The sequence below is a fragment of the Rhodococcus sp. ACS1 genome (assembly GCF_002300155.1).
Taxonomy (GTDB): Bacteria; Actinomycetota; Actinomycetes; order Mycobacteriales; family Mycobacteriaceae; genus Rhodococcus_F; species Rhodococcus_F koreensis.
Genome location: NZ_NSDZ01000004.1, coordinates 986,778 through 1,012,758, shown reverse-complemented (window position 1 = coordinate 1,012,758; position 25,981 = coordinate 986,778). Strand labels below are relative to the sequence as shown.

Annotated in this window: 22 protein-coding genes; 4 read left to right on the top strand and 18 right to left on the bottom strand. The window is 68.0% G+C overall.

Going from position 1 to position 25,981, the window contains the following annotated elements:
• Window positions 1-103: 103 nt before the first annotated feature.
• Window positions 104-1,081 (top strand): Gfo/Idh/MocA family protein, encoded by a 978-nt coding sequence (locus tag CJ179_RS16980; RefSeq protein WP_072946393.1) that lies wholly within the window; start codon window positions 104-106, stop codon window positions 1,079-1,081.
• Between the two features lie 10 nt (window positions 1,082-1,091).
• Here CJ179_RS16980 and CJ179_RS16975 read toward each other — a convergent pair whose 3' ends face one another.
• The 7 genes from CJ179_RS16975 to CJ179_RS16945 all read right to left on the bottom strand — a co-directional run bounded on the left by CJ179_RS16975 (window position 1,092) and on the right by CJ179_RS16945 (window position 11,191).
• Window positions 1,092-2,627 carry a phospholipase C gene (locus CJ179_RS16975; RefSeq protein ID WP_095862319.1) on the bottom strand — a complete coding sequence of 512 codons (1,536 nt, stop codon included), beginning with the start codon at window positions 2,625-2,627 and terminating at the stop codon, window positions 1,092-1,094.
• Between the two features lie 56 nt (window positions 2,628-2,683).
• Window positions 2,684-3,550, bottom strand: a complete 867-nt coding sequence (locus CJ179_RS16970; protein ID WP_072946395.1) for a TauD/TfdA family dioxygenase — start codon at window positions 3,548-3,550, stop codon at window positions 2,684-2,686.
• A 272-nt stretch (window positions 3,551-3,822) separates the two neighbouring features.
• Complete coding sequence (locus tag CJ179_RS16965) at window positions 3,823-4,584, bottom strand: SDR family NAD(P)-dependent oxidoreductase (protein ID WP_072946396.1); 762 nt, start codon at window positions 4,582-4,584, stop codon at window positions 3,823-3,825.
• Window positions 4,584-5,066, bottom strand: a complete 483-nt coding sequence (locus tag CJ179_RS16960) for a nuclear transport factor 2 family protein (RefSeq protein WP_072946397.1) — start codon at window positions 5,064-5,066, stop codon at window positions 4,584-4,586. The genes CJ179_RS16965 and CJ179_RS16960 overlap by 1 nt, the downstream gene beginning before the upstream one ends.
• A 43-nt stretch (window positions 5,067-5,109) precedes the next feature.
• The gene (locus CJ179_RS16955; protein WP_095862318.1) at window positions 5,110-7,824 is read right to left on the bottom strand and encodes a glucosidase; all 2,715 of its coding nucleotides are present in this window, start codon (window positions 7,822-7,824) and stop codon (window positions 5,110-5,112) included.
• Window positions 7,821-9,350: an alpha-amylase family glycosyl hydrolase gene (locus tag CJ179_RS16950; RefSeq protein WP_083395768.1), complete on the bottom strand. Its 1,530-nt coding sequence runs from the start codon at window positions 9,348-9,350 to the stop codon at window positions 7,821-7,823. Before CJ179_RS16950 ends, CJ179_RS16955 begins: the two co-directional genes overlap by 4 nt.
• Window positions 9,347-11,191, bottom strand: coding sequence for a glycoside hydrolase family 15 protein (locus tag CJ179_RS16945; RefSeq protein WP_255315003.1), 1,845 nt, complete (start codon window positions 11,189-11,191; stop codon window positions 9,347-9,349). Before CJ179_RS16945 ends, CJ179_RS16950 begins: the two co-directional genes overlap by 4 nt.
• Window positions 11,192-11,654: 463 nt before the next feature.
• Here CJ179_RS16945 and CJ179_RS16940 point away from each other — a divergent pair, with 463 nt between their 5' ends.
• Complete coding sequence (locus CJ179_RS16940; protein WP_095862317.1) at window positions 11,655-13,154, top strand: MFS transporter; 1,500 nt, start codon at window positions 11,655-11,657, stop codon at window positions 13,152-13,154.
• A gap of 66 nt (window positions 13,155-13,220) precedes the next feature.
• Here CJ179_RS16940 and CJ179_RS16935 read toward each other — a convergent pair whose 3' ends face one another.
• The 5 genes from CJ179_RS16935 to CJ179_RS16915 form a co-directional block, all read right to left on the bottom strand.
• Complete coding sequence (locus CJ179_RS16935) at window positions 13,221-14,051, bottom strand: mycofactocin-coupled SDR family oxidoreductase (RefSeq protein WP_095862316.1); 831 nt, start codon at window positions 14,049-14,051, stop codon at window positions 13,221-13,223.
• A 2-nt stretch (window positions 14,052-14,053) separates the two neighbouring features.
• Window positions 14,054-14,854: a mycofactocin-coupled SDR family oxidoreductase gene (locus tag CJ179_RS16930; protein ID WP_072946402.1), complete on the bottom strand. Its 801-nt coding sequence runs from the start codon at window positions 14,852-14,854 to the stop codon at window positions 14,054-14,056.
• Window positions 14,855-14,866: 12 nt separating this feature from the next.
• Entirely contained in the window at window positions 14,867-15,121 is a 255-nt protein-coding gene (locus CJ179_RS16925) for a hypothetical protein (RefSeq protein ID WP_072946403.1), read from the bottom strand.
• Entirely contained in the window at window positions 15,122-16,798 is a 1,677-nt protein-coding gene (locus tag CJ179_RS16920) for an FAD-binding protein (RefSeq protein WP_095862315.1), read from the bottom strand. It lies immediately after the preceding gene.
• Window positions 16,799-16,913: 115 nt separating this feature from the next.
• Window positions 16,914-17,432 carry a flavin reductase family protein gene (locus CJ179_RS16915; RefSeq protein ID WP_072946405.1) on the bottom strand — a complete coding sequence of 173 codons (519 nt, stop codon included), beginning with the start codon at window positions 17,430-17,432 and terminating at the stop codon, window positions 16,914-16,916.
• A gap of 129 nt (window positions 17,433-17,561) precedes the next feature.
• Here CJ179_RS16915 and CJ179_RS16910 point away from each other — a divergent pair, with 129 nt between their 5' ends.
• On the top strand, window positions 17,562-18,299 hold the full coding sequence (locus CJ179_RS16910; RefSeq protein ID WP_095862314.1) for a PadR family transcriptional regulator: 738 nt from the start codon (window positions 17,562-17,564) through the stop codon (window positions 18,297-18,299).
• On the opposite strand, the gene CJ179_RS16905 is transcribed toward CJ179_RS16910, so the two are convergent.
• The 5 genes from CJ179_RS16905 to CJ179_RS16885 all read right to left on the bottom strand — a co-directional run bounded on the left by CJ179_RS16905 (window position 18,296) and on the right by CJ179_RS16885 (window position 23,546).
• Window positions 18,296-19,249 (bottom strand): alpha/beta hydrolase, encoded by a 954-nt coding sequence (locus CJ179_RS16905; RefSeq protein WP_072946407.1) that lies wholly within the window; start codon window positions 19,247-19,249, stop codon window positions 18,296-18,298. The genes CJ179_RS16910 and CJ179_RS16905 overlap by 4 nt on opposite strands.
• 20 nt (window positions 19,250-19,269) lie before the next feature.
• Window positions 19,270-20,061 (bottom strand): IclR family transcriptional regulator, encoded by a 792-nt coding sequence (locus tag CJ179_RS16900; RefSeq protein ID WP_072946408.1) that lies wholly within the window; start codon window positions 20,059-20,061, stop codon window positions 19,270-19,272.
• A 171-nt stretch (window positions 20,062-20,232) separates the two neighbouring features.
• Window positions 20,233-21,138: a biphenyl-2,3-diol 1,2-dioxygenase gene (gene bphC, locus CJ179_RS16895; protein ID WP_095862313.1), complete on the bottom strand. Its 906-nt coding sequence runs from the start codon at window positions 21,136-21,138 to the stop codon at window positions 20,233-20,235.
• Between the two features lie 37 nt (window positions 21,139-21,175).
• Entirely contained in the window at window positions 21,176-22,357 is a 1,182-nt protein-coding gene (locus CJ179_RS16890; protein WP_095862312.1) for an acyl-CoA dehydrogenase family protein, read from the bottom strand.
• A 28-nt stretch (window positions 22,358-22,385) separates the two neighbouring features.
• Window positions 22,386-23,546, bottom strand: a complete 1,161-nt coding sequence (locus tag CJ179_RS16885; RefSeq protein ID WP_072946411.1) for a Rieske 2Fe-2S domain-containing protein — start codon at window positions 23,544-23,546, stop codon at window positions 22,386-22,388.
• Between the two features lie 227 nt (window positions 23,547-23,773).
• Here CJ179_RS16885 and CJ179_RS16880 point away from each other — a divergent pair, with 227 nt between their 5' ends.
• Entirely contained in the window at window positions 23,774-24,280 is a 507-nt protein-coding gene (locus CJ179_RS16880) for a hypothetical protein (RefSeq protein ID WP_095862311.1), read from the top strand.
• 71 nt (window positions 24,281-24,351) lie between these two features.
• Here the strand turns inward: CJ179_RS16880 and CJ179_RS16875 are convergent, their stop codons facing one another.
• Window positions 24,352-25,974 carry an NAD(P)/FAD-dependent oxidoreductase gene (locus CJ179_RS16875; protein ID WP_179377620.1) on the bottom strand — a complete coding sequence of 541 codons (1,623 nt, stop codon included), beginning with the start codon at window positions 25,972-25,974 and terminating at the stop codon, window positions 24,352-24,354.
• Window positions 25,975-25,981: the final 7 nt, after the last annotated feature.

Sequence of the window (25,981 nt, the reverse complement as noted above, 5' to 3'; positions counted from 1 at the left end):
GTCCCGCATGTTCGTATAACGAACAGTAGTGCGCTCACTGAACTCGGCGTACAGTCCGCCGAGGGAAGGCCGGACCCACCGGCCCCAGGAAGGACCGAAGCTCATGAGGTGGGCGATTCTCGGCGCGAGCAACATCGCTGCCACCCGCGTGCTCCCCGCGCTGCGCGAGTGCGGGGAGACCGCGGCAGTCGTGCTCAGCGGTGACGCGGCGCGCGCAGAGGACTACCGGCGGACCCACGACATCGAGTCCGCCACCGACGACCTGCGCGAGGCGGTGGGCGGGGACGTCCAGGCCGCCTACATCTCCTCCACGAACGACAAGCACTTCGACCACGCCATGGCCGCGATCGACGCGGGTCTGCACGTGCTGTGCGAGAAGCCGCTCTCGTTCGACGTCACTCAGGCACAGAAGATGGTCGACGCGGCCGCGGCCGCGGGGGTCGTGTTCGCGACGAACCATCACCTCCGCACCCACCCCGTTCATCGAGCGGCGCGGAAGATGCTGGCGGAGGGCGCGATCGGCGACATCCTCTCCGTGCGCGTGAGCAACACGATCCTGCTGCGCCAGGCCCTGCGTGGGTGGCGCCTCGACGGCGTGGGCGGCGGCGTCGTCCTCGACCTCGCGGTGCACGACATCGACACGCTCCGCTTCGTGACCGGGATGGAACCGACCACGGTGACGGCGGTGGGGGTGTGCCAGGGGCTCAGTGACGGTCCGGCGGATGCCGCGATGACGAGCGGCGTCCTCGGCACGAACACCCTGTTCTCCCTCCACGACGCGTACACGGTCCCCGGTGGCGTCACCGGATTCGAGATCCACGGGAAGTCGGGCACTCTCGTCGCCACCGACTGCATGCGCCCCGATCCCACCGGGACGCTGCGCATGATCACGAACGGGCAGGACACGGCCGTCCCGCTCGAGGCCGTCGACAACCTCTACGCACCGGGGATCCGGGCGTTCGTCGACGCCGTCCGCGGGGACGGTGAACCCGTGGCGACGGGACACGACGGACTGCGTTCGGTGACCGCCGCGCTGGCGATCCTGCAGTCGATCGACGAGGGCCGGACGGTCCGACTCTGAGCGCAGGTTGCTACATGATCAGCCCGCTGGGCCGACGCCGCAGCGGCGACGGTTCCTGCACGGGCATCTGGTTCGGCGGAACCGGGTAGGGCGCACCGGCGTTGAGCGTCCCCGCGGCCACGTTCGGCCCGCACTGCGCGATCGCCGCCTGCAGGCGTGGCCCGGGGTCGGTCATCGCGGGAACACCGGAGTTCGGTGCCGACGAGAAGTCGAACGCGGACGTCATGTCGCCGACGGCGCCGCGGCGCCAGTCGGTGAGGTTGGGGACGGGCACGCCGAACCGCTTCTCCAGCAGCCGCAGCTGCGACGTGTGGTCGAACGTGTCGGACGCGACGAGGCCGCCGCGGCTGTACGGCGAGATGATCAGCGACGGTACCCGGAAACCGAGGCCGATCGGACCCGGATTGTTCTCGCTCTCCGACACCGTGTTCAACGGGACCGTCAGGTATTCGCCCGGGGTGCCCGGCGGCGGGGTGGGCGGGGTGACGTGGTCGAAGAAGCCGCCGTTCTCGTCGTAACTGATGATCAGCGCCGTCTTCTCCCAGATCGCCGGGTTGGACGTGAGGATGTCGAGCACCTCGACGATCCCGACCGCACCCGCGGCCGGGGGCAGCGCCGGGTGCTCGCACGTGAAGATGTTGGGGACGATCCAGGACACCGCGGGCAGGGTGCCGTTCGCGACGTCGGCCCGGAAGTCGTTCGGGTACGTCGGATCGAGGCCGCGGCGAGCGAGTTCCGAATTCGGGTCGCTATATTGCGTGAAGCAGCCGAGCATCCCGTCGAGCGCGACACTCGACACCGGCCCGAGGTCCTTGTTCGCGTACACCTTCCAGCTGACGCCGGCCTCCTGCAGGTTCTCCGGATAGGTGCGCCAGGAGTAGGCGAACCTCGGGATCACGGTCGGCGTCTCGACGAGCGGACCGCCCGCCAGCCCGTCCGGGTCGATCGTTCCCGTCATCCAGTAGAGCCGGTTCGGGTCCGTCGGCCCGAGCACGGAGCAGAAGTAGTGGTCGCAGATCGTGAAGGCGTCGGCGAGGTCGTAGTGCACCGGGATGTCGGCCCGCGTGTAGTAGCCCATCGTGGCGGGACCGTTGAGCGGCCCCTCGTGCGCGATGTGCACCGGCATCCACCGGTCCATCGCGCCGCCGTTCCACGCGTCGTGCTGCGGACCCCACGAATGGGTGGGGTCGTTGATGCATTCGCCGTCGAGGTGCGTGCCCTGCGTGGTGTCGAGCCGGAACGGGTTGAGAAACCCGGTCGGCGTCGGCCCGACGCCCGGCGTCCAGCCGTACTGCTGCCACGCCGGCGACGGGTCGTCGAAGCCGCGCACCCCCGACAGCGTGCCGTAATAGTGGTCGAACGAGCGGTTCTCCTGCATGAGGTAGACGAAGTGCTCGATGTCGTTCAGCGACCCGCTGCCACCCGGATCCTGCGCGTACGCCCGGTCGATCACCGGGCCCGCCCACGAACTGAGGAATGCGGCGCCGCCTGCCGCTGCGGCGGAGGCGAGGAACTTGCGTCGTGAGATGTCCGATGCCGGGGTCACGGATCGTGACGCTAGTCGCTGCGGACGCCGCCCGCCCGGTGAATGCGCACGTTGCCCTACTGCGGGCCCACCGGCACATCGCCTTCCAGCGTGATGCGGTGCATGACGCGGTGCTGGGTTCCGTAGTCGCGGTTCGCGTAGTGCGCGGTACTGCGGTTGTCCCACAGCACGAGGTCGCCGAGGCGCCAGCGGTGCCGCACGACGTGCTCCGGTTTGGTGAGGTGGGCGTACAGGAAGTCGAGGATCCCCCGGCTCTCCGCCTCGGAGACTCCGGCGATGTGGGACGTGAAGCCCGGGTTCACGAAGATGCCCTTGCGGCCCGTTTCCGGGTGAACCCGCACGACGGGATGCTCGACGGGCACGAGTGCGGTGACTTCCTCACCGTCCCAGACGTTTCCCTTGCCGCCGCGCTTCTGCGCGAGGTAGTACCCGAATTCGCGGTTGCCGTCGTGGACCGCGGTCAGCTGGTCGATCATCTGCCGGATCGGCAGCGACAGCGACTCGTACGCCAGTTGGCTGTCGGCCCAGTTGGTGTCGCCGCCGTGCGGTGGGAGGACGACGGGACGGAGGATCGACCCGAGCGGCGGCCGCTTCATGAACGTGACGTCGGTGTGCCACACGTCGGCGAAACCGTTGTCCTGGCTGTCGAGCGCGTACACCTCCCGGGCCACGTTGCCGCTGTCGTGGACGGGGTGGCCCGCGGTAAGCCGACCGAGCCGGCGACCGAACTCGATGTGGCCCGAGTCGTCGAGCGACTGGCCCCGCAGGACCAGCACCTTGTGCTCGGTCAGCGCCGAACGGATCGCGGCCACCTCGGCGTCGGTGGCGGACGCGACGTCCAGTCCGATGATCTCGGCCCCGAACGAGGGGCCGAACTTGTCGAGCGTCAGCGACGCTGTCCTGGTTTCGAATGCAGTGCTCATGATGTCTTTCCGCGAAGGTGGATCGTGCCTGGGTACGGGAGCACCGGCCCGGACCTGCGAACGCGGAGGATGCGTGAGGAATTACCGGATGCCGGAGCCTACCGAGGAATGGACAGCACGCGGTACGCGCGCCGGGGCCATCAGCAACAACAGATGTTGGCGCACGTACGGCACAGGTCGACGGTCAGGCGTCGCACCAGGTGAGTCGTATGCACGAAGCAATTCCTACCGGATGGGAGGGAAATGAGCAAGCTCGCGGCAATCGCGTGCGATCAGCTCCAGCGCGCCTGACCGCCGTCGAGCGGGATGGTGGCCCCCGACAGGTAACCGGCGTCGGGACCCACGAGGAAGACGACGGCGCGCCCGATGTCGCGTTCGCAATCACCGATCCGGCCGAGCGGAATCGACTTCACGAACTCGGCGGCCTCCTCCGGATTGGTCTCCGTCCACCACTTCAGCCCCGGGGACAGCGCGTGCGGCGCAATGGCGTTGACGCGGATGCCGTCCGGGCCCCATTCGCTGGCCGCGGTCCGGGTGAGCGAGCGCATCGCCTCCTTGGTGGCCGCGTACAGCCCGTAACCGCTCGTGTCCCAGCGCACCGCCGACGAGCTGACGAGATTGATGATCGAGCCGCCGCCGCGCGCCTTCAGGTGCGGGTAACACAGCTGCATCAGGAACAGGGTGGCCACCGGGCCGACGGCCATCGCGCGGTCGAGAAGCTTCGGCGTGATCTCCAGGAGCGGTCCGAGCGCGCTCGCGTTGGCGTTGTTGACGAGGATGTCGATCCCGCCGAACACCTCCACGACGCGGTCGACCATCGGTGCCAGCTGATCGCGTTTGCTGACGTCGCAGACGATCGGCTCGGCCACGCCGCCAAAGTCGGCGATGGCGGCGCACGTGTCGACGAGTTTCGCCTCCGTGCGCCCGACCACCGCGATCCGCGCACCCTCCTTGGCCAGCGCGAACGCCATCCCGGCGCCCACGCCCTGCCCGGCGCCGGTGATCAGTGCGACCTTGCCGTCCAATGTCCCCATCACGAGTCCCCTCGGTCCGATTGCGCGTCGGCTGCCCACCGGTTGGCCGTCAGCCGGAAGCTGGGAATGTCGGACAGCGACATCACCGCCTCGTACGTCCGCTCGTATCCGGTGTGGGCGATCCGCCATCGACCGTCCGGCCCGCGGACGTAGCGGTCGGAGTAGAACGCCGCCCCCCGCAGCACCATGTCGTGCTCCGGGATCAGCACGGTGTCGGAGAGGAACCACCGCCCCGTCGCCGTGTCGCCGTCGACGTCGATCTCCGGGTGACCGCAGTGATGCTCGGTGATGGTCTGCGGCCCCAGATTCGACTTCATGAACGCGACCAGGGCGTCCCGCGACTCGAACGCGAGATGCTCGCCGTAGTTCGCGGTCGCGTCGGGAAGGAGCGTGTCGGCGAACTCGTCCCAGCACTTCGTGTCCAGGGCCCGCAGATACGTGTACTTGAGCCTGCTGATCGCGGCGACGGCCTCGAGATCCACGGCATTCACCCTTCGTCCACCCCCGAAACTGACACCTGTTCTATCACGGATCGGCAGGATTGGCGTCGGATCCGACGATCCATGCGCTACGACCGGGCGGGTCGAGGATCAGATCGGCCACAAGCGCAGTCCAGCCGGTTTGGTGGGACGCGCCGAGACCGGCACCGTTGTCGCCGTGGAAGTACTCGTAGAACAGATGGTTGTACTTCCATGCGGGGTCGGTCTGGAGTAGTTTCTCGCCGCCGTTCACCGGCCGGTTCCCTTCGGCGTCCGGCAGCCAGATGCCGACGAGGCGGTCGGCTAGGTCGTCGGCGACCTGCCGGAGGGTGAGGCGTCGCCCCGAACCGGTGGGGTAGTCGATGGTGAAGTCGTCACCGAAGAACTGTGCGTACTGCAGCAACGCCCGGATCACGAGGTAGTTGACGGGGAACCAGACGGGGCCCCGCCAGTTCGAGTTGCCGCCGTACATCGAAGTGCGGGACTCGGCCGGCTGGTAGTCGATCACCGCGTCCGGTGTGCCCGGCAGGGTGTATGGCGACTCGAACTGCTTGGACAGCGAGCGCAGCCCGTGCGGTGAGAGGAAGGCGTCCTCGTCGAAGAGTGTCGCGAGCACGGTTCGAAGCTGCTGCTCCGTCAGCAGCGACAGCAGCAGTCGGCGCTCGGTGTCGGCGGTCCGCACCCGCCACGACTGATCCGAGCCCGTTCCCTTCGCGCGCACCATACGAGCGAAGCGCTTGCTCAGCCGTTGCGCCCGTTCCGAATTGCGCTCGGGAACAGACACAGCCACCAGGACCGGTATCACGCCGACCAGAGTCTGCACCCGGATCGGCGTGGCGTTACCACCGGCGTCGACGAGCCGATCGTAGAAGAATCCATCGTTCGGGTCGTACAGCCCCGACTCGTCGAGCGCCGCCGTGATCAACGCGAACTGCTCCAGGAACTTGACGACCATGTCCTCGTAGACATCGTTGTCGTCGGCCAGGGTCAGGGCGAGAACGAGCATGGCGGCGGAGTAATAGGCCAGCCACCCCGTCCCGTCGGCCTGTTCCAGCCGTACCCCCGGAGGGAGGTGGGAGCGGTCCAGGGGACTGATGTTGTCGAGCCCGAGGAAGCCGCCGCCGATGAGGTTGTTCCCGTCGGGGTCCTGGCGGTTGAGCCACCACGTGAAGTTGAGCAGGAGTTTCTGGAAGACACGTTCGAGGAACTCGACGTCCTCACCGCCGTCGATGAGGAATACCCGCAGTGCGGCCAGGGCGTGCACCGGCGGGTTCACGTCGTCGAAGCTCCATTCGTAGGCGGGGAGGGCGCCGTTGGGGTGGAGGAACCACTCTTTGAGCAGCACGATGAGCTGGTACTTGGCGAAGGCGGGATCGAGATGTGCCCAGGGGACCGTGTGGAATGCGAGGTCCCACGCGGCGAACCAGGGGTATTCCCACAGGTCGGGCATCGCCAGGAGGTCGAACGAGTCGAGGTGCCGCCACCCGGTGTTGCGACCGCTGCGGTGTCCCGGCGGTGGAGCCGGTTCGGCGGGATCGCCGTCGAGCCAGGTCGTCATCCGATACGGGTACATCTGCTTGCTCCAGATCAGACCGGCGCACGACTGCCGGAGGATCCGCATGCGTTCGGGATCGATGTCGCTCGGGGCGAGGGTGCGGTAGAACTCGTCGGCGTCCGCGTGCCGGCGGGCGAGGACGTTGTCGAACGCGGTCGTCGACCATATCGTCGATTGTGGTGCAGAGCCGGTCGGCTCGGGCCGCCACAGGCGCAGTCGCAGCTCCACGGTTTCCCCGGCGGCAACCGTCAGGTGATAGCGCCACGCCGCCTTCGTTCCCCGTAGGTCGGGGTTGACGGTGTCTGCGCCGGCGACGATGTGGTCGTTGATGCCGTCCTTCGGGAACGGGCTGATCGGTGCCGCACCGAACAGCCGGGCGGTGTTGGTTTCGTTGTCGCAGAACAAGGGTTCGGGCCGCGTCCCGTCGCTCGCGGGGGCCGCCTCGAGCCGATAGCCGCGCAGGCGCGGGTGATCGACGACGACGGCGTCCCCGTCGAGGGACAGGCCGGGGATCTCGGCGCTCCCGGACGAACGCCACGTGTTGCGGAACCATGCCGTGGGGAGGACGTCGATGTCGGCCTCTTCGGGTCCGTGGTTCCGGACAGTGATGCGGGCCAGCACTTCGGTGGGACCGGCCTTCGCGTACGTGACGTCGACGACCCAGAAGCGACCGTCGTCGAACACCCCGGTGTCGAGCAGTTCGAACTCGAATTCGCCGCGGCCGCGGCGTGCGTTCTCGTCGACCAGCTGCTGATAGGGGAACTCGGCCTGCGGATAGTGGTATCGCCACTGCAGGAGTGCGTGACTCGGAAGGCCCTCGAGGTACCACCAGTACTCCTTGGCGTCCTCACCGTGGTTGCCCTGCGGGCCCGTGAGACCGAACATCCGTTCCTTGAGGATCGGATCGGCGCCGTTCCACAGCGTGAGCGCCAGGCACAGGTCGTGGTGGATGTCGGACAGCCCGGCCATGCCGTCCTCGTTCCATCGGTAGGCGCGTGAACGGGCGTGGTCGTGGGGGAAATACTCCCAGGCGTCGCCGCTGTCGCTGTAGTCCTCGCGCACGGTGCCCCACGCCCTCTCCGACAGGTAGGGACCCCACTCATACCACGGGTTCGCCGCGAACAGGTCGTCCTCGGCACGGCCGGTGGCCTCGGCGAGGCGGGCGTGTTCCGCCGTGGTGCGTCCGTCGGATGCATGCTTGCTCATGTGTGCTCCTCTGCGGAGTCGATACGGAAAAGGTGCCACTGCCACGGACCGAGCTCGACGTACAGACCGTCGCAGAGGTCGGTGCCGGCACGGTCGAAGACCGCGTCGTGGGTGGGGTCGACGAGCCGGCAAGGCACGCCGCGCAGGTCGTGCCACGGCACGCGCACGTAGCCGATCGCGGTGTCGGGGCCCAGGTTCACCACGACCAGCCATCGACGGTCGCCGTCCCAGCACCACGCGACCAGATCCTCGGTGCGGTCGTTGCCAGGGCTGCCCGAGCGGTCGCACAGCTGCCACACGCCGGTGCGGAACGTGTTGTCGCCGAGTGCCGTCAGCAGCGAGCGGTAGAACAGGGACCGGTCGGTGTCGACGGGCTCCGTGGGGAAGCGCCCGAGGAAGACCGGCAGCCGTGCGCGTCGGCCCTCCATCTGGCCGTCGTGCACGAGACGCGCCCCGGTCTGGGTGAGTGTCGCCACCGCTGCAGCGTTCTCCCGTGCCGGGTCGAATACCGTCGCTGCCCTTGGCTCGTCATGATTTTCGATGAACCGCACCAGCTTCTCCTGGTAGTCGCGGTCGGCGAGGAGATGGCCGCCCACCTGCTCGGCATCCCCCTGGACCAGGCGGTCGTAGAGGCGCTTGTCGTAGCAGAAGTCGAAGCCCTGCTGTTGCAGCGCCCACTCCAGGTCCCAGTACGCTTCGGCGATGAAATGGAACGTCGGATGGCTCTCGCGCACCGCGGGAATCACAGTCGGCCAGTAGTCGTCGGCGGGAGCGTCGCCTGCCCGGGCGCCCCACGTTCGGCCGAACGTGTCGTTCATCATGAGCATCGCCATGTCGCATCGGACGCCGTCGCACTGCTCTGCGATCCGGCGGAGCGTGTCCACCACCGCCGACCGCAGGTCCGGGGAGAAGGCGTTGAGCTGCACGACATCGGGCCACGCCGGGAAGTAGGGATCCCGCCCGTTGGCCAGCACCCGGCCGGCGACATCGACGAACGACGTGGCGTCGTGTCGGAGATCCGCCGCGGTGCCCTGGACGAAACGCTCGGGATGAGTTGTCGTCCAGGGGTGGTCGGGTGCCACATGGTTCGGGACGAAGTCCAGGATCAGGCCGAGTCCCCGCCTCGCGAGGGCTGCCCGCGCCGCCGCGAGACCCGCCCGACCGCCCAGATTCGAGTCGACCTCGTAGTCACGGATGCAGTACGGCGATCCGACGACGTCGGACGGTGTGTAGTCGTCGAGCGTCGCCTCGAATGCGGAAACGAGTTCGCCGTCGGCCAACGCGATGGTCACACCCGCCGGGCTGCGCTCCCATACGCCCATCAGCCACACCGCGTCGAAACCGAGGTCCGCGATGGCGTCCCAGTGCTCGTCGGGCACGCTCCCGAGGTCGATGCGACGACCGGTGTCGGTGCTCAACCGGTTCAACCACGGCCAGGTGTTGATCTCGTACAGGAAGGGATGAGTCGCCGATCGCCAGCGCGAAGCCGCGGGCCCGCCTTCCTCGTGTGTGACATTCACGATCATGCCGGTGTCATCCTGCGCGTCGAAACACCTAGTGGATCGGAATCGGCCACTTGTGCGCCGCCTTCGGCACCGGCAATGGCATACGCCGCGCCGATGAGCGTGAGATGGCTGAACGCCTGGGGAAAGTTGCCGACCTGCCGGCGCCGGCGGACGTCGTACTCCTCCGCAAGCAGGCCCAGGTCGTTGCACAGGGCAATGAGCCGCTCGAACAGGGCCCGGGCGTGTTCGGTCCGCCCGTTCAAGGCCAGCGCGCTGACCAACCAGAACGAGCATGCCAGGAACTGCCCTTCGTCGCCGGCCAATCCGTCGTCGGTCTGCGCCGTCGAGTAGCGCGAGACGAACCCGTCGCGGCCGAGCCCACGGGTGATCGCGTCGATCGTTCCGCTCACGCGGGCATCCGAACCGGGCAGGAAGCCGACGAGCGGAATGGTGAGCACGCTCGCGTCGAGCTCCTCGGACCCGTAATACTGCGTGAAAGTGTTTCGCTGCCTGTCGAACCCATGGGCGCAGACATCGCGGTGAATTTCGTCGCGTACCTGCCTCCAACGCTCGATGGGGGCAGGGAGTTCGAACCGTTCGGCCAGGCGCACGGCTCGGTCGAAGACCACCCAGGCCATCACTTTGGAGTGGGTGAAATGCCGGCGAGGCCCGCGGGTCTCCCAGATGCCGTCGTCGGGTTCGCGCCAAATGGTTTCGATGTGCTCGATGAGCTTTTGCCAGCGCGGCCACCGCCGGGGGTCGATCCGGCCGAGGATCTCCGCACCGGCGAAGAGCATGCCGACGACCTCGCCGTAGACGTCGAGCTGGAACTGCTCGGATGCCGCGTTGCCGACTCGGACCGGCCGGGAGTCTTCATAGCCGGGGAAGCCGACGAGTTCGAATTCGGTGAGGCGCCGCTCCCCGCTGATTCCGTACATGATCTGAATCTTCGTCGGATCGCCGGTGCCGACGCGCGTGAGGAAATCCCGGAAGGCGAGCGCCTCGTCGGTATACCCGGCGGCGAGCAACGCCTCGAGGGCGAGCGCGGAGTCACGCAGCCAGCAGTAGCGGTAGTCCCAGTTGCGCACTCCCCCGACGTCCTCGGGCAGGGAGGTCGTGGGCGCGGCGACCATACCGCCAGTTTTTTCGTAGGTCATGGCCTTGAGCGCGATCAGGGAGGTCAGCACCTGATCGCGGTAGGGGCCCGAGTACACGCAGCGCCCACTCCACTCTCGCCACCACGCCTCGGTGCGGGCCAGCGCCGAGTCGGCGTCCTCCATCGTCGGCGCGTCTTCGAAGGAGGAGTGCCAGCACAGAGCGAACCGGGCACGGCCACCCTCGGTGACGACGAACCTGGCGCCGACCGTCCCCTTGTTGATCTGCAGGGGCACGGGTGTGCAGAGGCGGAAGGCGTCCGGTCCTGCGGTGGCGCGGATTCCGTCCGGTTCCGGCTCCACCCACGGGGCAATGGTCCCGTAGTCGGGGCGAATCACCAGTTCCATCTTCATCGGCACCCGGCCGCGCACACCTTGGACGATTCGCATCACCCGGGGTGGACCGTCGCCGCGCCGCGGCATGAAGTCGATGATGCGCACCATGCCGTCGGCGGTCTCGAAATCCGATTCGAGCACCAGCGTCCCCGGACGGTAGCGGCGAGCACTGACCCGCGCCTCGCCGACCGGGGACAGGCTCCAGCGGCCGTGCCGTTCGTCCCCGACCAGGGCGGCGAAGCACGACGCGGAATCGAAGCGAGGCAGACACAGCCAGTCGATGGCGCCATCGCGGCCCACCAGAGCGGCTGTCTGTAGATCTCCGATGAGTCCGTAATCCTCGATACGCATAACCGATCTCCCCATCCTCAGATGTTTCCTGCATGGTCGAAAAGAGTTGCCGTACTGTTTACTTGGTGTTCATCGACACGGTCGCGACACTCATGAAAGGTCCGCCGGATTCGACCTCGACGCGGCCCAGAGCCATCGCGGTCCCTTGTGCCACAACTTGTTTGACCGACAACTCCTCGGACATGGAGTTCCCTTCCCAGGACGAGCGAGAAATGGCCTTCGGGGCAAGTGTCCTCCGAACGAGTAGGCAATGGAGGTGAATTCACCACCCCGCAACATTGTTGCGGGGCCGAACCCGGGAACAACGGTCGCTGGGCCGCCGGCGTCGATTTCACTGGCCGACCAACTCGTCCGGCGGTAACATCACTCCATCACTCAACGTCTGATTCCCTGAGCACGGCGCGTATTCACGCGTAGGCGCACACTGCATGAGGCTGTGCGCCGGGAGACGAAGTCACGGCCGCCAACCCGGAACAGGTGCGAGATGGCTCCACGAAACGAGGCAGGTCACCGCTCGGCCGCTCTCCGCCGGGTTCTGATCCCGCTGGCGCTGGCCCAGTTCATCTGCAGCTTCGCCGGCTCCAACATGAACGTGATGATCAACGACATCAGCGAAGACCTGGACACCAGCGTGCAAGGTGTGCAGGTTGCGATCACCATCTTCCTGTTGGTGATGGCGGCACTGATGATCCCCGGCGGCAAGCTGACCGACAAGTACGGGCGGAAGCGTTGTTTCACCGTCGGCCTGGTCATCTACGGAGTCGGTGCCGTGATGAGCGCAGCAGCCCCCGGCCTGGGCATTCTCATCCTCGGCAATTCGATCCTCGAAGGAGTGGGCACGGCCCTGCTGATCCCACCCGTCTACATCCTCACCACGCTGTTGTTCACCGAGGTCACCTCGCGAGCCCGCGCCTTCGGTGCGATCAGCGCGATGGGAGGCATCGGCGCGGCCGCCGGGCCGCTGATCGGCGGCCTCATCACCTCGGCGATCAGCTGGCGGGCGGCATTCGTGTTCCAGGCCCTGGTCATCGCGATCATCGTGGTGCTGGCGCGGAACATCACCGATCCGCTACCGCCGGACCGCACACGTCCGTTCGACACCGGCGGGGCGATCCTCTCGGCGGTCGGCCTCGTCCTGATCGTCACCGGAATCCTCGCCGCGGACAACAACGCCTGGTTGATGATCACCCTCATCATTGCGGGCGCCCTGGTGCTGGTGTGGTTCTTACGCTCGGTGCGGGCCAAGGAACGCGCCGGCACGGAACCGATGCTGTCGACGGCGCTGTTCCGCAACCGCACTTCCAATCTGGGCCTGGTCACCCAGAACACTCAGTGGCTGCTGCTCACCGGAGTGTCATTCGTGGTCGCGGCCTACCTCCAGGTCGTGCGCGACTACGACGCGGTCGAGACCGGCGTCATCTTCACCGCGGAAACGGCCGGTCTGCTGGCGGCCTCCCTCGCTGCCGAACGGTTCGCGAAGCGGCACGCGCAGCGCACCCTGATCCTCGCCGGCTTCCTCGTCGTGATCGGCGGGACAACCGTGCTGCTGGCCCTGGTGAGTCGCACCCCGAACGTCTGGGCGTTCGCGCCGGGACTGCTGCTGATCGGACTGGGTCTCGGTGTCATGCTCACCCCGTCGGTCAACATCGTGCAGTCGGCCTTCGGCGAGCACCAGCAGGGCGAAATTTCCGGCCTGTCACGGAGCGTGTCGAATCTCGGCTCGTCCCTCGGCGCCGCGATCGCCGGCACTGTCCTCGTCGCCGGAATCACCTCCACCCCCGAGCGGTCGTACGCGCTCGCCATGGTCGTCCTGGCGGCGGTCGGCTTGGTCGGGCTCGTCGCGGCCACGTTCCTGCCCCGCACCGGGTCGCCGTCGGGCCCGGCGCAGCAGGCCATCTCGTCGGTGCAGACCGAATTCACGGCTCCGCCCCACAAGGATGTGAGTTCTCCGTTCCGGCGGCCGTGGCGAAAGCCTCGTCGGTGACGATCCCGGTCGCCGGTTCGGCCGGCGTCGCGACTGAGTGTTACCGGCTGACGCTGCCCGCGACAATCATCTGCTGACGCTGCCCGCGTCGACCGGCAGGGCGACCGCCGTGATGTACCGCGCCTCGTCCGAGGCCAGGAACAGCGCGGCGTTGGCCACGTCGACCGGCTCGATCCACGGAATCGGCAGCATGTTCATCGTCACCGCGGCCGCCGCGAACTCCTCCCGGGTGGGGTGCTCGAGGTCGGGCCGGAACGCCCGCCGCACCATGTCGTTCTGGATCATGTCCGTGTCGACGTTGGTGGGATGCACGCTGTTGACCCGCACCCGGTGCGGCGCGAGTTCCTTGGCCAGCGACCGCATCAGGCCCACCACCCCGTGCTTGGCCGCGGTGTAATGGGCGACGCCGACGAGACCGCGCAGGCCGGCGATGGAGCTCGTCAGGACCATCGCCCCGCCGCCGCGCTCGATCAGGTGCGGGGCCGCCGCCTTGCACGTCTGCCACACCCCCGTCAGATTGACGTCGAGCATCGTCTGCCACGTCTCGGAGTCGAGCTCCAGCGCGGCGCCCGAGGACGTGATGCCCGCCGTGGCGCACACGAAGTCCAGCCCGCCCAGTTCCCCGGCCGCCGCCGTCACCGCATCCGCGAGCGCCGTTCCGTCACGCACGTCCACCTGCGCAGTCACGATCCGGCGGCCCGTGTCCCGGACCAGTTTCGCGGTCACCTCGAGATCCTCCGGGCTCGCCGGTGGCGTCACCACCGTGCCGACCGGCCCGCACAGGTCGACGGCCACGACGTCCGCGCCCTCCTGTGCGAATCGCAGTGCCTGCGCCCGGCCGATCCCGCGTGCGGCACCGGTGACCAGGACGACTCTTCCGTTCACTCGACCTGTCATCTCTACACCTTCTGGGTCAGTCCGGCGTCGACCACGAGTTGTGTGCCGGTGATGTATCGCGATTCGTCCGAGGCCAGGAACAGCAGCGCATTGCTGACGTCCCGCGAGTCCAGCCACGGAACGGGCAGCATGTGGTTGGCCGCGAGGACGGGGACGACGTCCTCCCGGGACGGGTTCTCGAGGTCCGGCCGCAGCCGTGCCATCGTCTCGGGGTTCAGGGTCATGCGGGTGCCGACGGCACCGGGGTGCAGCACGTTGACCCGGATGAACTGCGGTCCGAGTTCGGTGGCGAGGGTCCGGGCCAACCCGACCACCGCGGTCTTGGACGCCGAATAGTGGGCGGCCCCGGCCACCGCCTTGATGCCTGCGGTCGAACTGACGATCACGACGGAACCGCCGCCGTCGCGCATCGCCGGGACCGCGGCGGTCGCCGTGTTCCAGACGCCGGTGAGGTTGACGTCGAGCGATCGGTGCCAGATCTCGTCGTCGATCGTCCAGGCCGGGCCGGGGTTGTCGCAGACACCCGCGTTCGCGACGACGACGTCGAGGGGTCCCAGCTCCGCGACTCCGGCGTCGACGGCCGCCCGCAGCGCCGCCGGGTCCCGCACATCGGCGTGGGCGACGACCGCTCGGCGTCCGAGTTCGACGACCAGCCTTCGGGTTTCGTCGAGATCGGCTGCGGCCGACGGAAGGTCGACGGCGATTACGTCGGCGCCCTCCTCCGCGAGCCGGACCGCGTGACTGCGTCCCATGCCGTTTCCGGCACCGGTGATGAAGGCGACCTTGCCTGCCATCCGTGACATCGGTTGTCCCCTCTAGTCCAGGCGGCCGGGGGTCGGGTAGCTGCGCAGGGAGATCCCCACCCGCCCGTCCTCCACCGCGTCGTCGATCGATCCGCGCAGCGCACCGCAGGTGGGGACGAACATCGAGTGCTCACCCTCCTGCGCACGCAGAGCGAATTCCGGGCAGGTCTGCTCGGCGTCGCCCAGCCACTGCACGCTCGTGTGCGCCTCGCTGTATTTCTCCACGAGCACCGCGTTACCGCAGCGCCGGCATTCGACGGGAAGCACTCAGCTCACCGCCCCTGCACTGGCTGCGGCGTGGCGTGCCCCGACCCAGCCGAACACCATCGCGGGGCCGATCGTCGCGCCGGCGCCCGCGTAATCGTTGCCCATCACGGACGCCGACGTGTTTCCGGTGGCGTACAGCCCGGGGATCGGTTCGCCGTTGCCGCTCAGCACCTGGCTGTGCTCATTGCACACGAGCCCGCCCTTGGTACCGAGGTCGCCGGCCTCCATCCGCACCGCGTAGTACGGGGCCTTGTCCACCTCGTCCAGGGTCGGGTTGGGCAGTCGCGGGTCGCCGTAGTAGCGGTCGTAGGCGCTGTCGCCGCGACCGAAATCGGCGTCGACACCTGCCCGGGCGAACCCGTTGAACCTTGTGATCTCGGCGGACAGCGCGTCGGCGGGCACGCTCATCTGTTGCGCCAGTTCCCCGAGGGTCTCCGCACGCAGCATCAGGCCCGTCTCGAACCATTCCGCCGGGAACTTCTGCCCGGGCATCACCCCGCCGAACTGGTAGCGGCTCTTCGCCTTCGAGTCGAATACGAACCACACCGGGTCGTGACCGCCTGCGATCTGGTCGTGGACGAACGACACGTACGGGGATGCCTCGTTGGTGAACCGCTTGCCGTTCTGGTCGACGATCAGCGACGGCGGGATCGACCGCTCCGACACCAGGACGTGCATGATTCCGTCCGGGCGCCGGAACGACGGCATCCACCAGGCGTCGTCCATCAGGTCGAGGGCGGCGCCGACCTGCTCACCGGCCACGATTCCGTCACCGGTGTTGTCGGGTGAGCCGGCGCTGTAGTTGTCCTTGCCGCCCTCCCGGAGGTACCGCTTCCGCATCTCCTCGCTCTGCTCGAATCCGCCGGTGGCCATCATGACGCCGCGGCGGGCGCGGATGCGCAGTTCCCGCGTCCCGGACTCGACGACCGCGCCCGTGACGGCCCCGGACTCGTCCGTGATCAGCCCCTTCAGTGGGGAGTTCAGCCACAGCGGGACGCCGGCCTCCTGAAGGCTGAGCCGCAGCCTGCCGACGAGGGCCTGCCCCAGGGTCTCCATCCGCCTGCGCCGCACCATCGCCACCACCGAACGCCAGCCGACGCCCAGCGCGGTCCGGCGTCCGGCCCAGGTGCGGAAGAACATGTTGAGGTGCCGGAACTCGGTGGACGTCATGTAGAGCCCGCCCGGCATAGCGAGGGAGTTCGGGCGCTGCAGCTCGCGGTCGGCGCCGAGCTGGTTCATGTCGAACGGCAGCGGTTCGACCGTCCGCCCCTTCGGCCGTCCGCCCACGTTCTCCGGGTGGTAGTCGGAATAGTCCTCGCACCAGGAGAACCGGAGATGCGGGCAGTGCTGTTCGAAGAACTGCATCATCGCCGGGCCCTGCTCGATGTACGCGTCGAGGCGTTCGGCGGGCACGCTGTCGCCGACGATCGACTCCAGGTACTTCCGGACGTCGCCGGGGTCGTCGGCGCGGCCTTCACGGACGAGGATCGGCGAGTTGGGGATCCACAGGGCGCCGCCGGACAGTGCCGTCGAACCGCCGTACACCGCGGACTTTTCGACGACGAGGGTGTCGAGCCCCCGCTCGGCGCCGGCAAGTGCGGCGGTCATGCCGCCCGCACCGCTGCCGATCACCAGGAGATCGACCTCCCGGTCCCAGTTCTGCTCGTCTACGCTCATCGTGCACACCTTCCGAAGTGGTCTCGATCACACCCTGCTGGTGTCAATTGCTTTTTCCCACAGCCCTTCCCGCGGAGTGGGAGACAGCGGCACCGCCGCCGAGCGGGAGACAGAGCTAGGTGGCGGCGGTGAAGATGCCGAGCCCGCCGCGGTACACCAGGAGCGGCGGCACATCCCTGAGCACGTCCAGTCCGGTCACGCGTGCGACGACGATCGTGTGGTCTCCGGCGTCGTGCTCGAATTCGACGGTAGCCTGCACCCGGGCCAGCACTCCGTCCAGCGCCGGGGCGCCGTTGCCGGCGTGCGACCACCCGACTCCAGCGAACTTGTCGGCGCCGCTGGTCGCGAACGTGCCGCAGACGTCCCGCTGATCGTGAGCGAGGACGTTGACGCAGACGTGTTCGCTCGCCCGCAGCCGCGGCCAGCTGGTCGACGTCCGTGCGGGGCTGAACGACACGTACGGCGGGTCCAGCGACAGCGACACGAACGACTGGCATGTGAAGCCGTGCGGATTCTCGCCGTCGTGTGCGGTGATCACCGTGACGCCGGTGCAGAAGTGCCCGAGCACCGACTTGAGGTCGGCAGGGTCGATGCGACGTGCCACCGGCGGCACGGGTTCTTCGGTTCGGGTCATCGTGTCTCCTCGGATCGACGGGTTGCGTTCAGCCTGGCCGCGGCTCCTGCAGGCGGGAAATGCCCCGTCCCGCCCAGCGGCAGGGTTTCACGTGTCCGACCGGCGGCGCACGGTTGATAGGCTCGGGAAATGCCTTCGTCCGACCCCACCCAGAGCTCCGGGTTCGCCGGCCTCCGATCCACGAGCTGGCCGGTGCTCGGCATCCTGTCGTTCGGCGAGGAACTGTCCGGCTACGACCTCAAGAAGTGGGCCTCGTACAGCGTGCGCTTCTTCTACTGGAGCCCGTCGTTCAGTCAGGTGTACTCGGAGCTGAAGAAGCTGGAAGACGCGGGATACGTGACGTCGCGAACCGTCGTGGACGACGAGGCGCGGGTGAAACCCAAGCGGCTGTACAAGATCACGGACGCGGGCATGACCGTCATGCGCAGCTGGGCGCGGGAGGCGCCGATCGATCCGCCCGTCCTCAAGCACGGGGTGATGCTGCGCATGTGGCTCGGCCACCTCACGGAGCCGGAGCAGCTCAAAGATGCCCTGAAGGAGCACATCTCGTATGTGGAGGGGATGAGCAGGCAGGCCGCGCTCGACGCCCGCGATTCGGACGTCGAACCCACGTGGGCGTTCGCGCACATGGTCAACAAGTGGTCCGAGCGCTACTACGCCGCCGAGAGCGAACTCGCGAAGCAGATGCTCGCCGACATCGACGAGGCCGTCGAACGGATGCACGGTGAGGGGACGCCGGAACATCCCGGTGTGCCGAAACCGACCGCATCACCGTCGATCCGGCGCTCCCGCGAGGCCCAGCAGGAGTACCAGGCCGCCATGAAGGCGGCGCGGGACTCCGGCGACGAGGCCGAGACGGAGAACTAGTCGGACGGGGTGCGCACGCGTTCGGCCACCAGATTCCGGAGCCGGGGCCACAGCGCCCGGCGTTCGGTCTGCGCCGCGGTCATCGCGTCGATCGTCAGGAATCCGTGGAACATTCCCCGGACCCGCTCGAGCTGTACCGGAACACCGGCGTCGGCGAGCGCCGCGGCGTACTTCTCCCCCTCGTACCGCAGCGGATCGCGTTCGGCGGTGATCACGATTGCGGGTGGGAGCCCGCCGAGGTCCTCGGCCCGGACCGGGGCGGCGTAGGCGGGTACGGCCTCGCGGTGCGTCGGCAGGTACTGATCCCAATACCATTGCATCGCAGCGCGGGTGAGGAAGTGATCCTCCGCGAACTCGTCGTAGGACTCGGTGTCGAAGGCCGGTTCGATGACGGGGTAGATCAGGAGCTGTCCGGCGACGGCAGGGCCCTGCCGGTCTCGGGCCATCAGCGCGGCGACGGCCGCGAGGTTGCCGCCGCTGCTGTCGCCGGCGACGAGCAGACGGTCCGGATCGGCGCCGAACTCGTGGGCGTGCTGCGCGACCCAGCGCGTCGCAGCGTAGGCGTCGTCCGCCGCGGCGGGCCATTGCGATTCCGGGGCCAGGCGGTAGTCGACGGAGACGACGACGGCGCCGATCCCGTTGCACATGGCGCGGCAGAAGCCGTCGTGACTGTCGAGGTCGCAGATCACGAACCCGCCGCCGTGGAAGAAGACGACGACAGGAAGGGGTCCCGCGGAGTTCCCCGCGGGCGAATAGATCCGTACCGCAATCGATCCGGCACCGCCGGGGATCTCCCGGTCGCGCACCTCACCGACCGGTTCGGGGTCGGCGACGGCCTTACGTCCCGCCTTCGTCTCCGCCCGCGCCTGGGCGCCCGTCATGGTTTCCACCCGGGGAAAGTTCTCGTTCAGTCCCCGCAGGATGGTCTCGGCCTGCTCGTCGAGCGGCATTCGTGCTCCTTCGTCCCGCCTCAGGCGGAGTATCGGTCGGCGCGTCCGGCGCCCGGTGTCGCGGTCGACATGTAGTTGCGCCAGGCGCCCTTGGCGGACATGCGAATCGGTGCGGTCAGACGGTGATCGAGCTTGATCTGACTGCTCGGACCGCACACGGAGATGGCCGCCACCACGTTGTCCTCGGTGCCCACCGGCACGGCGACGCAGCTGACGCCCACGAGATCCTCTTCCCGGTCGTAGGCCGCCCCGCGTTCGCGGGTCTTCTGCAACTCGGCGCGGAACGCGGCAGGTGAGTCGATGCTGAATCGTGTGCTGCGGGGCAGACCGGCCTCGACGACACGGTCGACCACGGACTCGGGCGAATGGGCCAGCAGCACCTTGCCGACGCTCGTGCAGTGCGCGGGCTGGCGGCCGCCGACGCGGGACGGCAGCCCGACGCCGAACCGTCCGGCGATCTTCTCCAGGTAGACGACGTCGATTCCCTCGAGCACCGCGAGGTGCACGGCGTGCCCGGTGAGCCGGTGCAGTTCGTGCAGGAACGGCAGCGCGGCCCGGTGCAGACGGTCCTGGTGCACGGCCAGCGACCCGAGTTCGAACAGCCGCATGCCGAGTTCGTAGTCCCGGCCCTCCCGGCGGAGCCACCGCAGCTGGACGAGACGCTCGAGCATTCGGTGCGCGGAGGATCGCGGGAGCCCCGTGCGGCGCACGATCTGCGCGAGCGTGAGCCTGCCCGGGCCGTCGAAGGCGTCGAGGAGAAGGGCGGCGCGATCGAGGCCGGCGGTGGGTGTGGGGCTGAGTGTCGTCGTCATGGGGACCTCCGTAGCGGCGCTGCTCGGTGCGGCGCCGCGTTGTGTGACTGGCGACACTTACTATAAATAGGCATATACCTATTTGCAATAGTGGGTGGCGGAACGGCCCCGAACAGCCGAAAGGCCCGGTGCACGCATCGAGTGGATACGCACACCGGGCCCGGACACCCCTTACATCGCCGCCAGCGGCTCACTCCCCGACCAGTCGTGGCCCCAGTAGCTGTCGGCGGTGATCTCCTCCGCGGAGTAGTACGTCTCGTCCACCTTCATGCCGTCGGTGCCGAACTCGATGTCCCAGCCGCCGGGGGCACGCACGTAGAACGACACCATCTTGTCGTTGGTGTGGCGGCCGAGCGTCGAGGAGACGGAGAACCCGTCCTTGACGACGCGGTCGAGGGCCTGCCCGACGGCGTCGAGCGTGTCGACCTCCACCATGATGTGCACCAGACCCGGCGCGCCGCCGTGCGGTGCGGGGCAGAGGGCCAGGCTGTGGTGCCGCTCGTTGACGCCCATGAAGCGCACCCGCATCGGACCGAACTCCGGCGGCGCCGGGATGCGGAACGCGCCGCGCGGCAGGAAGCCGAGCACCTCGGTGTAGAAGTCGAACGCCCCGCCGAAGTCCATCACCGGCAGCACGACGTGGCCGAGGCCCTGCGCCCCCGTCACGAACTTCGCGCCGAACGGGGTGACCACCGGGCTGTGGTCGAGGACGGCGCCGTGGAAGATCTCGATCGTCGCGCCCGTCGGGTCCTGGAACGTGACGACCTCCTCGACGCGGCGCGCGTCGGCCTCTTCCACCGACAGCGGCTTGACGGCGATGCCCGCGCCCTCGACGGCCTCCTGGACGCGGACCAGGCCCGCATGGTCACGGACCTCCCACCCGATGGTGACCACCTCGTCCGACTCGCCCGGCACGATCACGATGCGGGCAGCGCGCTCGTCCATGCGCAGGTACAGGGCATCCTCGTCCGGGCCCGACCCCTCGGCGAATCCGAGGACGTCGAACGCGAACGTGCGCCACCGCTCCAGGTCGTTGGTCTGGATCTTGACGTAGCCCAGGCCCTTGATGTCTGTCATGTGTTGTCCTTCTGGTGTTTTCGTGTTCGGACGGCGGTCAGATCATCGACTTGAGGTTGTCGGCCGGGTCGAGGCCGAGGGAACTGAGCGCCGATGCGTGGTACACGGTGCTCGGCACGTGGATCGCGTGCGCGAGGCCGGCGTGCGCGTCCCGCCAGTACCGCTGCAGGGGCTTGTCCATGCGCAGCGCGTTGCCGCCCGAGCGGGCGAAGATCTGGTCGACGGCGGTGACCGCCCGCCACGCGGCCCGCACCTGGGTGCGGCGTCCGGCGGCGCGGTCCTCGAACGTGACCTCCTTGCCCGACTCGACGAGGTCCCAGATCCTGTCGACGTTGGCGAGCAGTTCCTGGCGGGCGGCGTTGATGTCGGCCGCGGCCTCACCCACGGCGAACAGCACGTAGGGGTCGTCCTTGATCGCGGTGCCCTGCGCGCCGACGCGGTCGCGCTGGTAGTCGAGGTGGGCGGCCAGGGCGCCCTCGGCGATTCCCACCACGGCGGAGGAGATCCCGAGCGGGAACATCGTCGACCACGGCATGTTGTACAGCGTCTCGGTGCGGCCGAACTTCTGCACCGCGGTGCCGTTCATGACCTCGTCGGCGTCCATCACCCGGTAGTCGGGGACGAAGGCGTTCCGGACGATGATGTCCTTGGAACCGGTGCCCTTGAGCCCGACCACGTTCCACGAGTCCTCGACGATCTCGTAGTCGCTGCGCGGCAGGATCATGTGCAGCATCTTCGGCGGCAGCGCCATGGCGCCGTCCTTGTCGCCGAGCATCGCGCCGAGGAAGATCCAGTCGCAGTGGTCGGTGCCCGAGGAGAACTGCCAGCGTCCGCTGAAGAGGTACCCGCCGTCGACAGGGGTCGCGATCCCGGTCGGCGCGTACGGCGAGGCCATCCAGGTGTCGTTGTCGGCCGCCCACACCTCCTCCTGCACCTTCGGGTCGGCGAACGCCAACTGCCAGGGGTGCACGCCGACGATGCCGCACACCCAGCCGGTTGCCGGGTCGAGGGAGGCCGCGGCCATCACCGTCTCCGCGAACTCGCGCGGGTGAGCCTCGTGGCCGCCGTACTTGCCGGGCTGGAGCAGCTTGATCGGTCCGGCCTCGCGGAGCTTCTTCGCCGTGTCGTCGGGCAGCCTGCCGATCCGCTCGGCCTCGGGAGCCTGATCGCGGAGCTGATCCGCGATCGCCATGATGTTGTCGAGAACCTCGTGGGTCATCTGTCGTGTCCTTCTTTTGCGAGCGGGCTCAGGCGTTGGTGTCGAGCGGCACGACGCCGTTGGCGAGGTTGTCGGCAACCTCCGCCTCCCAGCTCTGCACCGCCCTGGTGGTGTCGATCTCGAATTCGAAGCGCTTCGTCATGTCTTCGGTGATGTCCTCGACGTCGACGTAGAACTGCTGGTACCAGCGGCGCAGCTGGTACACCGGCCCGTCCTCCTCCGACAGCAGCGGGTTGTCGATGCGCGACTTGTTCAGCCAGATGTCGACGTCCTGCTTGAACCCGAGCTCCACGCCCTCCGCGAACTGGGCCGCCATACCGTTCGCCACCTCGTCCGACAGCCCCTCGGGCTTCTTCACCATGGCGCCCCACTGCAGGACGAATGAATCGGCGCTGACCGGGTAGTGGCAGTTGATCAGCACCGTCTCGATCATCATGCCGTTCGCCTCGCTCCACAGCTTGTCGATCATGTAGGACGGGCCGAAGTACGACGCGTCCGAGCGCAGCGTCGAATTGGGGTCGTCGTAGCTGGTGCCCACCGAGATGTCGTGGCGGGGCGTCGACTGCATGTACTGGGTGGCCACGTGCCCCTCGAACACGTTCTTGAAGTAGCGCGGGAACGAGAAGTGGACGTAGTAGAAGTGCGCCATGTCGACCACGTTGTCGACGATCTCGCGGCAGTGCGAACCCTCGACGAGCAGCGAATTCCAGGTCCAGTCGGTCCATTCCGAAGAACCGAATCCCTCGATCTCGGGAATCGTCACGTCGGCGGGCGGCGGGTTGCCCTGCGGGTCGTTCCAGACGTAGAGCTGGCCGTTGCGCTCGATGGTCGTCCAGGCCCGGGTCCGCGCCAGCGGCGGGACGCGCCGCGCATACGGGATTCCCGTGCACTTGCCGTTGCCGCCCCAGCGCCAGTCGTGGAACGGGCAGGCGATGGAGTCGCCCTTCACGGTGCCGTGCGCCAGGTTGCCACCCATGTGGCGGCAGTAGGCGTCGAGCACGCTCAGGGTGCCGTCCGACGTCTCGAACACCACCAGCGACGTGCCGAACGCATCGATCTGATGCGGGGCGCCGTCCCTGAAGGTCTTCGCCAGACCCAGGCAATGCCACCCGCGCGCGAAACGCGTTGGTGCCGATCCCACTTCGATCATCCGGACTTCGTCGCCGTCAACGGCACTGTTGCGCGCCATGTCTACCTCCGCCTCGCTGTACGTCAAGAACACCCTCGGGGTGTGGTGTAGCTCATAGTCGGCGCATGCGGCGCGCAGCGGTACCCGACTCTCCCACTGAGCGAGAGGCTTTCGTATCAGCCCGTCTCGGCGGGTTTTCGGCGTCCCGATCACAGGGACCCACACCCCCCGTTTCCCCGCCGCGGCGACTACCGTGCGGATCACATACCCGGAAATTGGGAGGACCGATGGCCGCACTCATCTTTTCGCAGCCGCACACAGCAGAGATTCGCCGGCTGTGCGCCGACGCCGTCCCGAGCGGGGTGATCGTCGCACCCCAGCCGGGGGCGGCCGTCGAGCAGGACTTCCTCCTCCTGCGACCGCGCCGGACGCCGGACGACGCGCTGACGGCACAGGTCCGCAGGGTGGGCGACCACGACCTGCTGGTCCGCTTCCACAACCGCGACGAGCAGTTGGTCTTCGAGTTCTGGACGAACAGCTTCACCGGCGCCGCGACACCGGACGACCGGTCGGCAGATCTGCTCGAGCGCCACTGCGCCGAGCAGTTCCCCGGAACGCTCCGCAGGTTCCGCACCCGCATCCGGCGGGCCGTGCCGTCCGATGCGGACTTCACGTCCTCGCTGCAGCAGACGTACGTCCAGGACGGCGTGCGCATGACCGACGTCACCGTCACCTGCACGCTCGACGGCGACGTGCTCGCCCGGGCCTGGGCCACGTACGCGCAGCCCGACTGAGCTGCTCATTTTCCCACGAATTGGTCAGCCGCACAGGCAATTGCCTGTGCGGCTGACCAATATCTGGGCAACTACCCCACCGGGTCTGCCAGCCGCGTCCGGGACCGGCTGAACTCGAACCCGCGGAACCCCTCCTCCGCGACGTCCGCGCAGATCCGCCCATACGCGCCGAAGCCCCCGATGTACGGCATGAACACGCGGGGTTTGCCCGGAATGTTGGCGCCCATGTACCAGGAGTTCGCCAGCGGGAACAGGGTTTGCGCGGCAAGCTCGCGGCAGTGCTCCACCCACTGCTCGGTGGCCGGGACCGATGCCTCGACCGCGTCGTAGTCCTTCTCCCACAGGTGCTCGATGCAGTCCGCGATCCAGTCGACGTGCTGCTCGGCGCCGAGCACCATGTTTGCCAGCACCGATGGGCTGCCCGGCCCCGTCACGACGAACAGGTTCGGAAATCCCGGAACACCCAGACCGAGATAGGTTTTCGGTCCCTCACTCCAGTACTCGGCGAGGGACACGCCGTCCCGGCCGACGATCCGCATGCGGTCGAGGGCTCCGGTCATGGCGTCGAATCCGGTGGCGAACACCAGCGTGTCGAGGCCGTAGTCGGCGTCGGCGGTGGTGATCCCCGACGGGGTGATCGACTCGATCGGCGCCGCCTTCAGATCCACCAGGGTGACGTTCGGCCGGTTGTACGTTTCGAAATAGTGGGTGTCGGTGACGATCCGCTTGGTCCCGATGGGGTGATCGTTCGGGATCAGCTTGTCCGCGACCGCGGGGTCGTCGACGAGGCGGCGGATCTTGTTCTCCGCGAACTCCCGCGCGGTCGCGTTCGCGGCCTCGGTCTTCGTCTGGTCCGGAAAGGTTTTCGCGAACAGCACCCCGCCGAGCTTCCATCGCGTCTCGTAGGCGTCGCGGCGTTCCTCCTCGGACACCTCCAGCGCCGACTTCGGGTGCGCGTTGTACGGCGACCCGCCCCCGCTCTCCCGCGACAGCCGCCTGCGCTCGTCGTATCCCGCCTTGATCGCGCGCCGCATCTCGTCGTCCCACATCTCGTTGCCCGCGGGGACGCTGTAATTGGCGCTGCGCTGGAACACGTACAGGTGATCCGCCTGCTCGGCGATGACGGGAATCGACTGGATTCCCGAGGAACCGGTGCCGATGATCCCGACCCGGCGGCCGGTGAAGTCGACCCCCTCGTGCGGCCAGTGGCCGGTGTGATGCGTGTCGCCGGTGAAGGATTCGCGTCCCGGGATGTTCGGCATGTTCGCGGTGGACAAGGCACCGGTCGCGAAGATGCAGTACCGGGCGGACAGGACGTCGCCGCGGTCGGTGCGCACCTCCCACCGCAGCGTGTCCTCGTCCAGTTCCGCGGACGTCACGCGGGTGCCGAACAGGAAACGGTCGCGGAGATCGAACCGGTCGGCGACGTGATCGATGTACGCCAGGATCTCGGGCTGGGTGGCGTACTTCTCGCTCCAGTCCCACTCCTGCTCGAGTTCCCGCGAGAACGAGTACGAGTAGTCGACGCTTTCCACGTCGCACCGGGCGCCGGGGTAGCGGTTCCAGAACCACGTTCCGCCGACGCCGTCCGCGGCCTCGACACCCTGGACCGTCAGACCCAGGCTCCGCAGTTTGTGGACGGCGTACAGACCCGCGAATCCCGCGCCGACGACGACCGCGTCCACGTCGCCGATCCGATTC

Bases quoted from the DNA above. Each gene is read 5' to 3' on its own strand.
- CJ179_RS16980 (WP_072946393.1), top strand. From the start codon at position 104: ATGAGGTGGGCGATTCTCGGCGCGAGCAACATCGCTGCCACCCGCGTG.
- CJ179_RS16970 (WP_072946395.1), bottom strand. From the start codon at position 3,550: ATGAGCACTGCATTCGAAACCAGGACAGCGTCGCTGACGCTCGACAAG.
- CJ179_RS16965 (WP_072946396.1), bottom strand. From the start codon at position 4,584: ATGGGGACATTGGACGGCAAGGTCGCACTGATCACCGGCGCCGGGCAG.
- CJ179_RS16955 (WP_095862318.1), bottom strand. From the start codon at position 7,824: ATGAGCAAGCATGCATCCGACGGACGCACCACGGCGGAACACGCCCGC.
- CJ179_RS16950 (WP_083395768.1), bottom strand. From the start codon at position 9,350: ATGATCGTGAATGTCACACACGAGGAAGGCGGGCCCGCGGCTTCGCGC.
- CJ179_RS16940 (WP_095862317.1), top strand. From the start codon at position 11,655: ATGGCTCCACGAAACGAGGCAGGTCACCGCTCGGCCGCTCTCCGCCGG.
- CJ179_RS16935 (WP_095862316.1), bottom strand. From the start codon at position 14,051: ATGACAGGTCGAGTGAACGGAAGAGTCGTCCTGGTCACCGGTGCCGCA.
- CJ179_RS16930 (WP_072946402.1), bottom strand. From the start codon at position 14,854: ATGTCACGGATGGCAGGCAAGGTCGCCTTCATCACCGGTGCCGGAAAC.
- CJ179_RS16920 (WP_095862315.1), bottom strand. From the start codon at position 16,798: ATGAGCGTAGACGAGCAGAACTGGGACCGGGAGGTCGATCTCCTGGTG.
- CJ179_RS16915 (WP_072946405.1), bottom strand. From the start codon at position 17,432: ATGACCCGAACCGAAGAACCCGTGCCGCCGGTGGCACGTCGCATCGAC.
- CJ179_RS16910 (WP_095862314.1), top strand. From the start codon at position 17,562: ATGCCTTCGTCCGACCCCACCCAGAGCTCCGGGTTCGCCGGCCTCCGA.
- CJ179_RS16905 (WP_072946407.1), bottom strand. From the start codon at position 19,249: ATGCCGCTCGACGAGCAGGCCGAGACCATCCTGCGGGGACTGAACGAG.
- CJ179_RS16900 (WP_072946408.1), bottom strand. From the start codon at position 20,061: ATGACGACGACACTCAGCCCCACACCCACCGCCGGCCTCGATCGCGCC.
- bphC (WP_095862313.1), bottom strand. From the start codon at position 21,138: ATGACAGACATCAAGGGCCTGGGCTACGTCAAGATCCAGACCAACGAC.
- CJ179_RS16890 (WP_095862312.1), bottom strand. From the start codon at position 22,357: ATGACCCACGAGGTTCTCGACAACATCATGGCGATCGCGGATCAGCTC.
- CJ179_RS16885 (WP_072946411.1), bottom strand. From the start codon at position 23,546: ATGGCGCGCAACAGTGCCGTTGACGGCGACGAAGTCCGGATGATCGAA.
- CJ179_RS16880 (WP_095862311.1), top strand. From the start codon at position 23,774: ATGGCCGCACTCATCTTTTCGCAGCCGCACACAGCAGAGATTCGCCGG.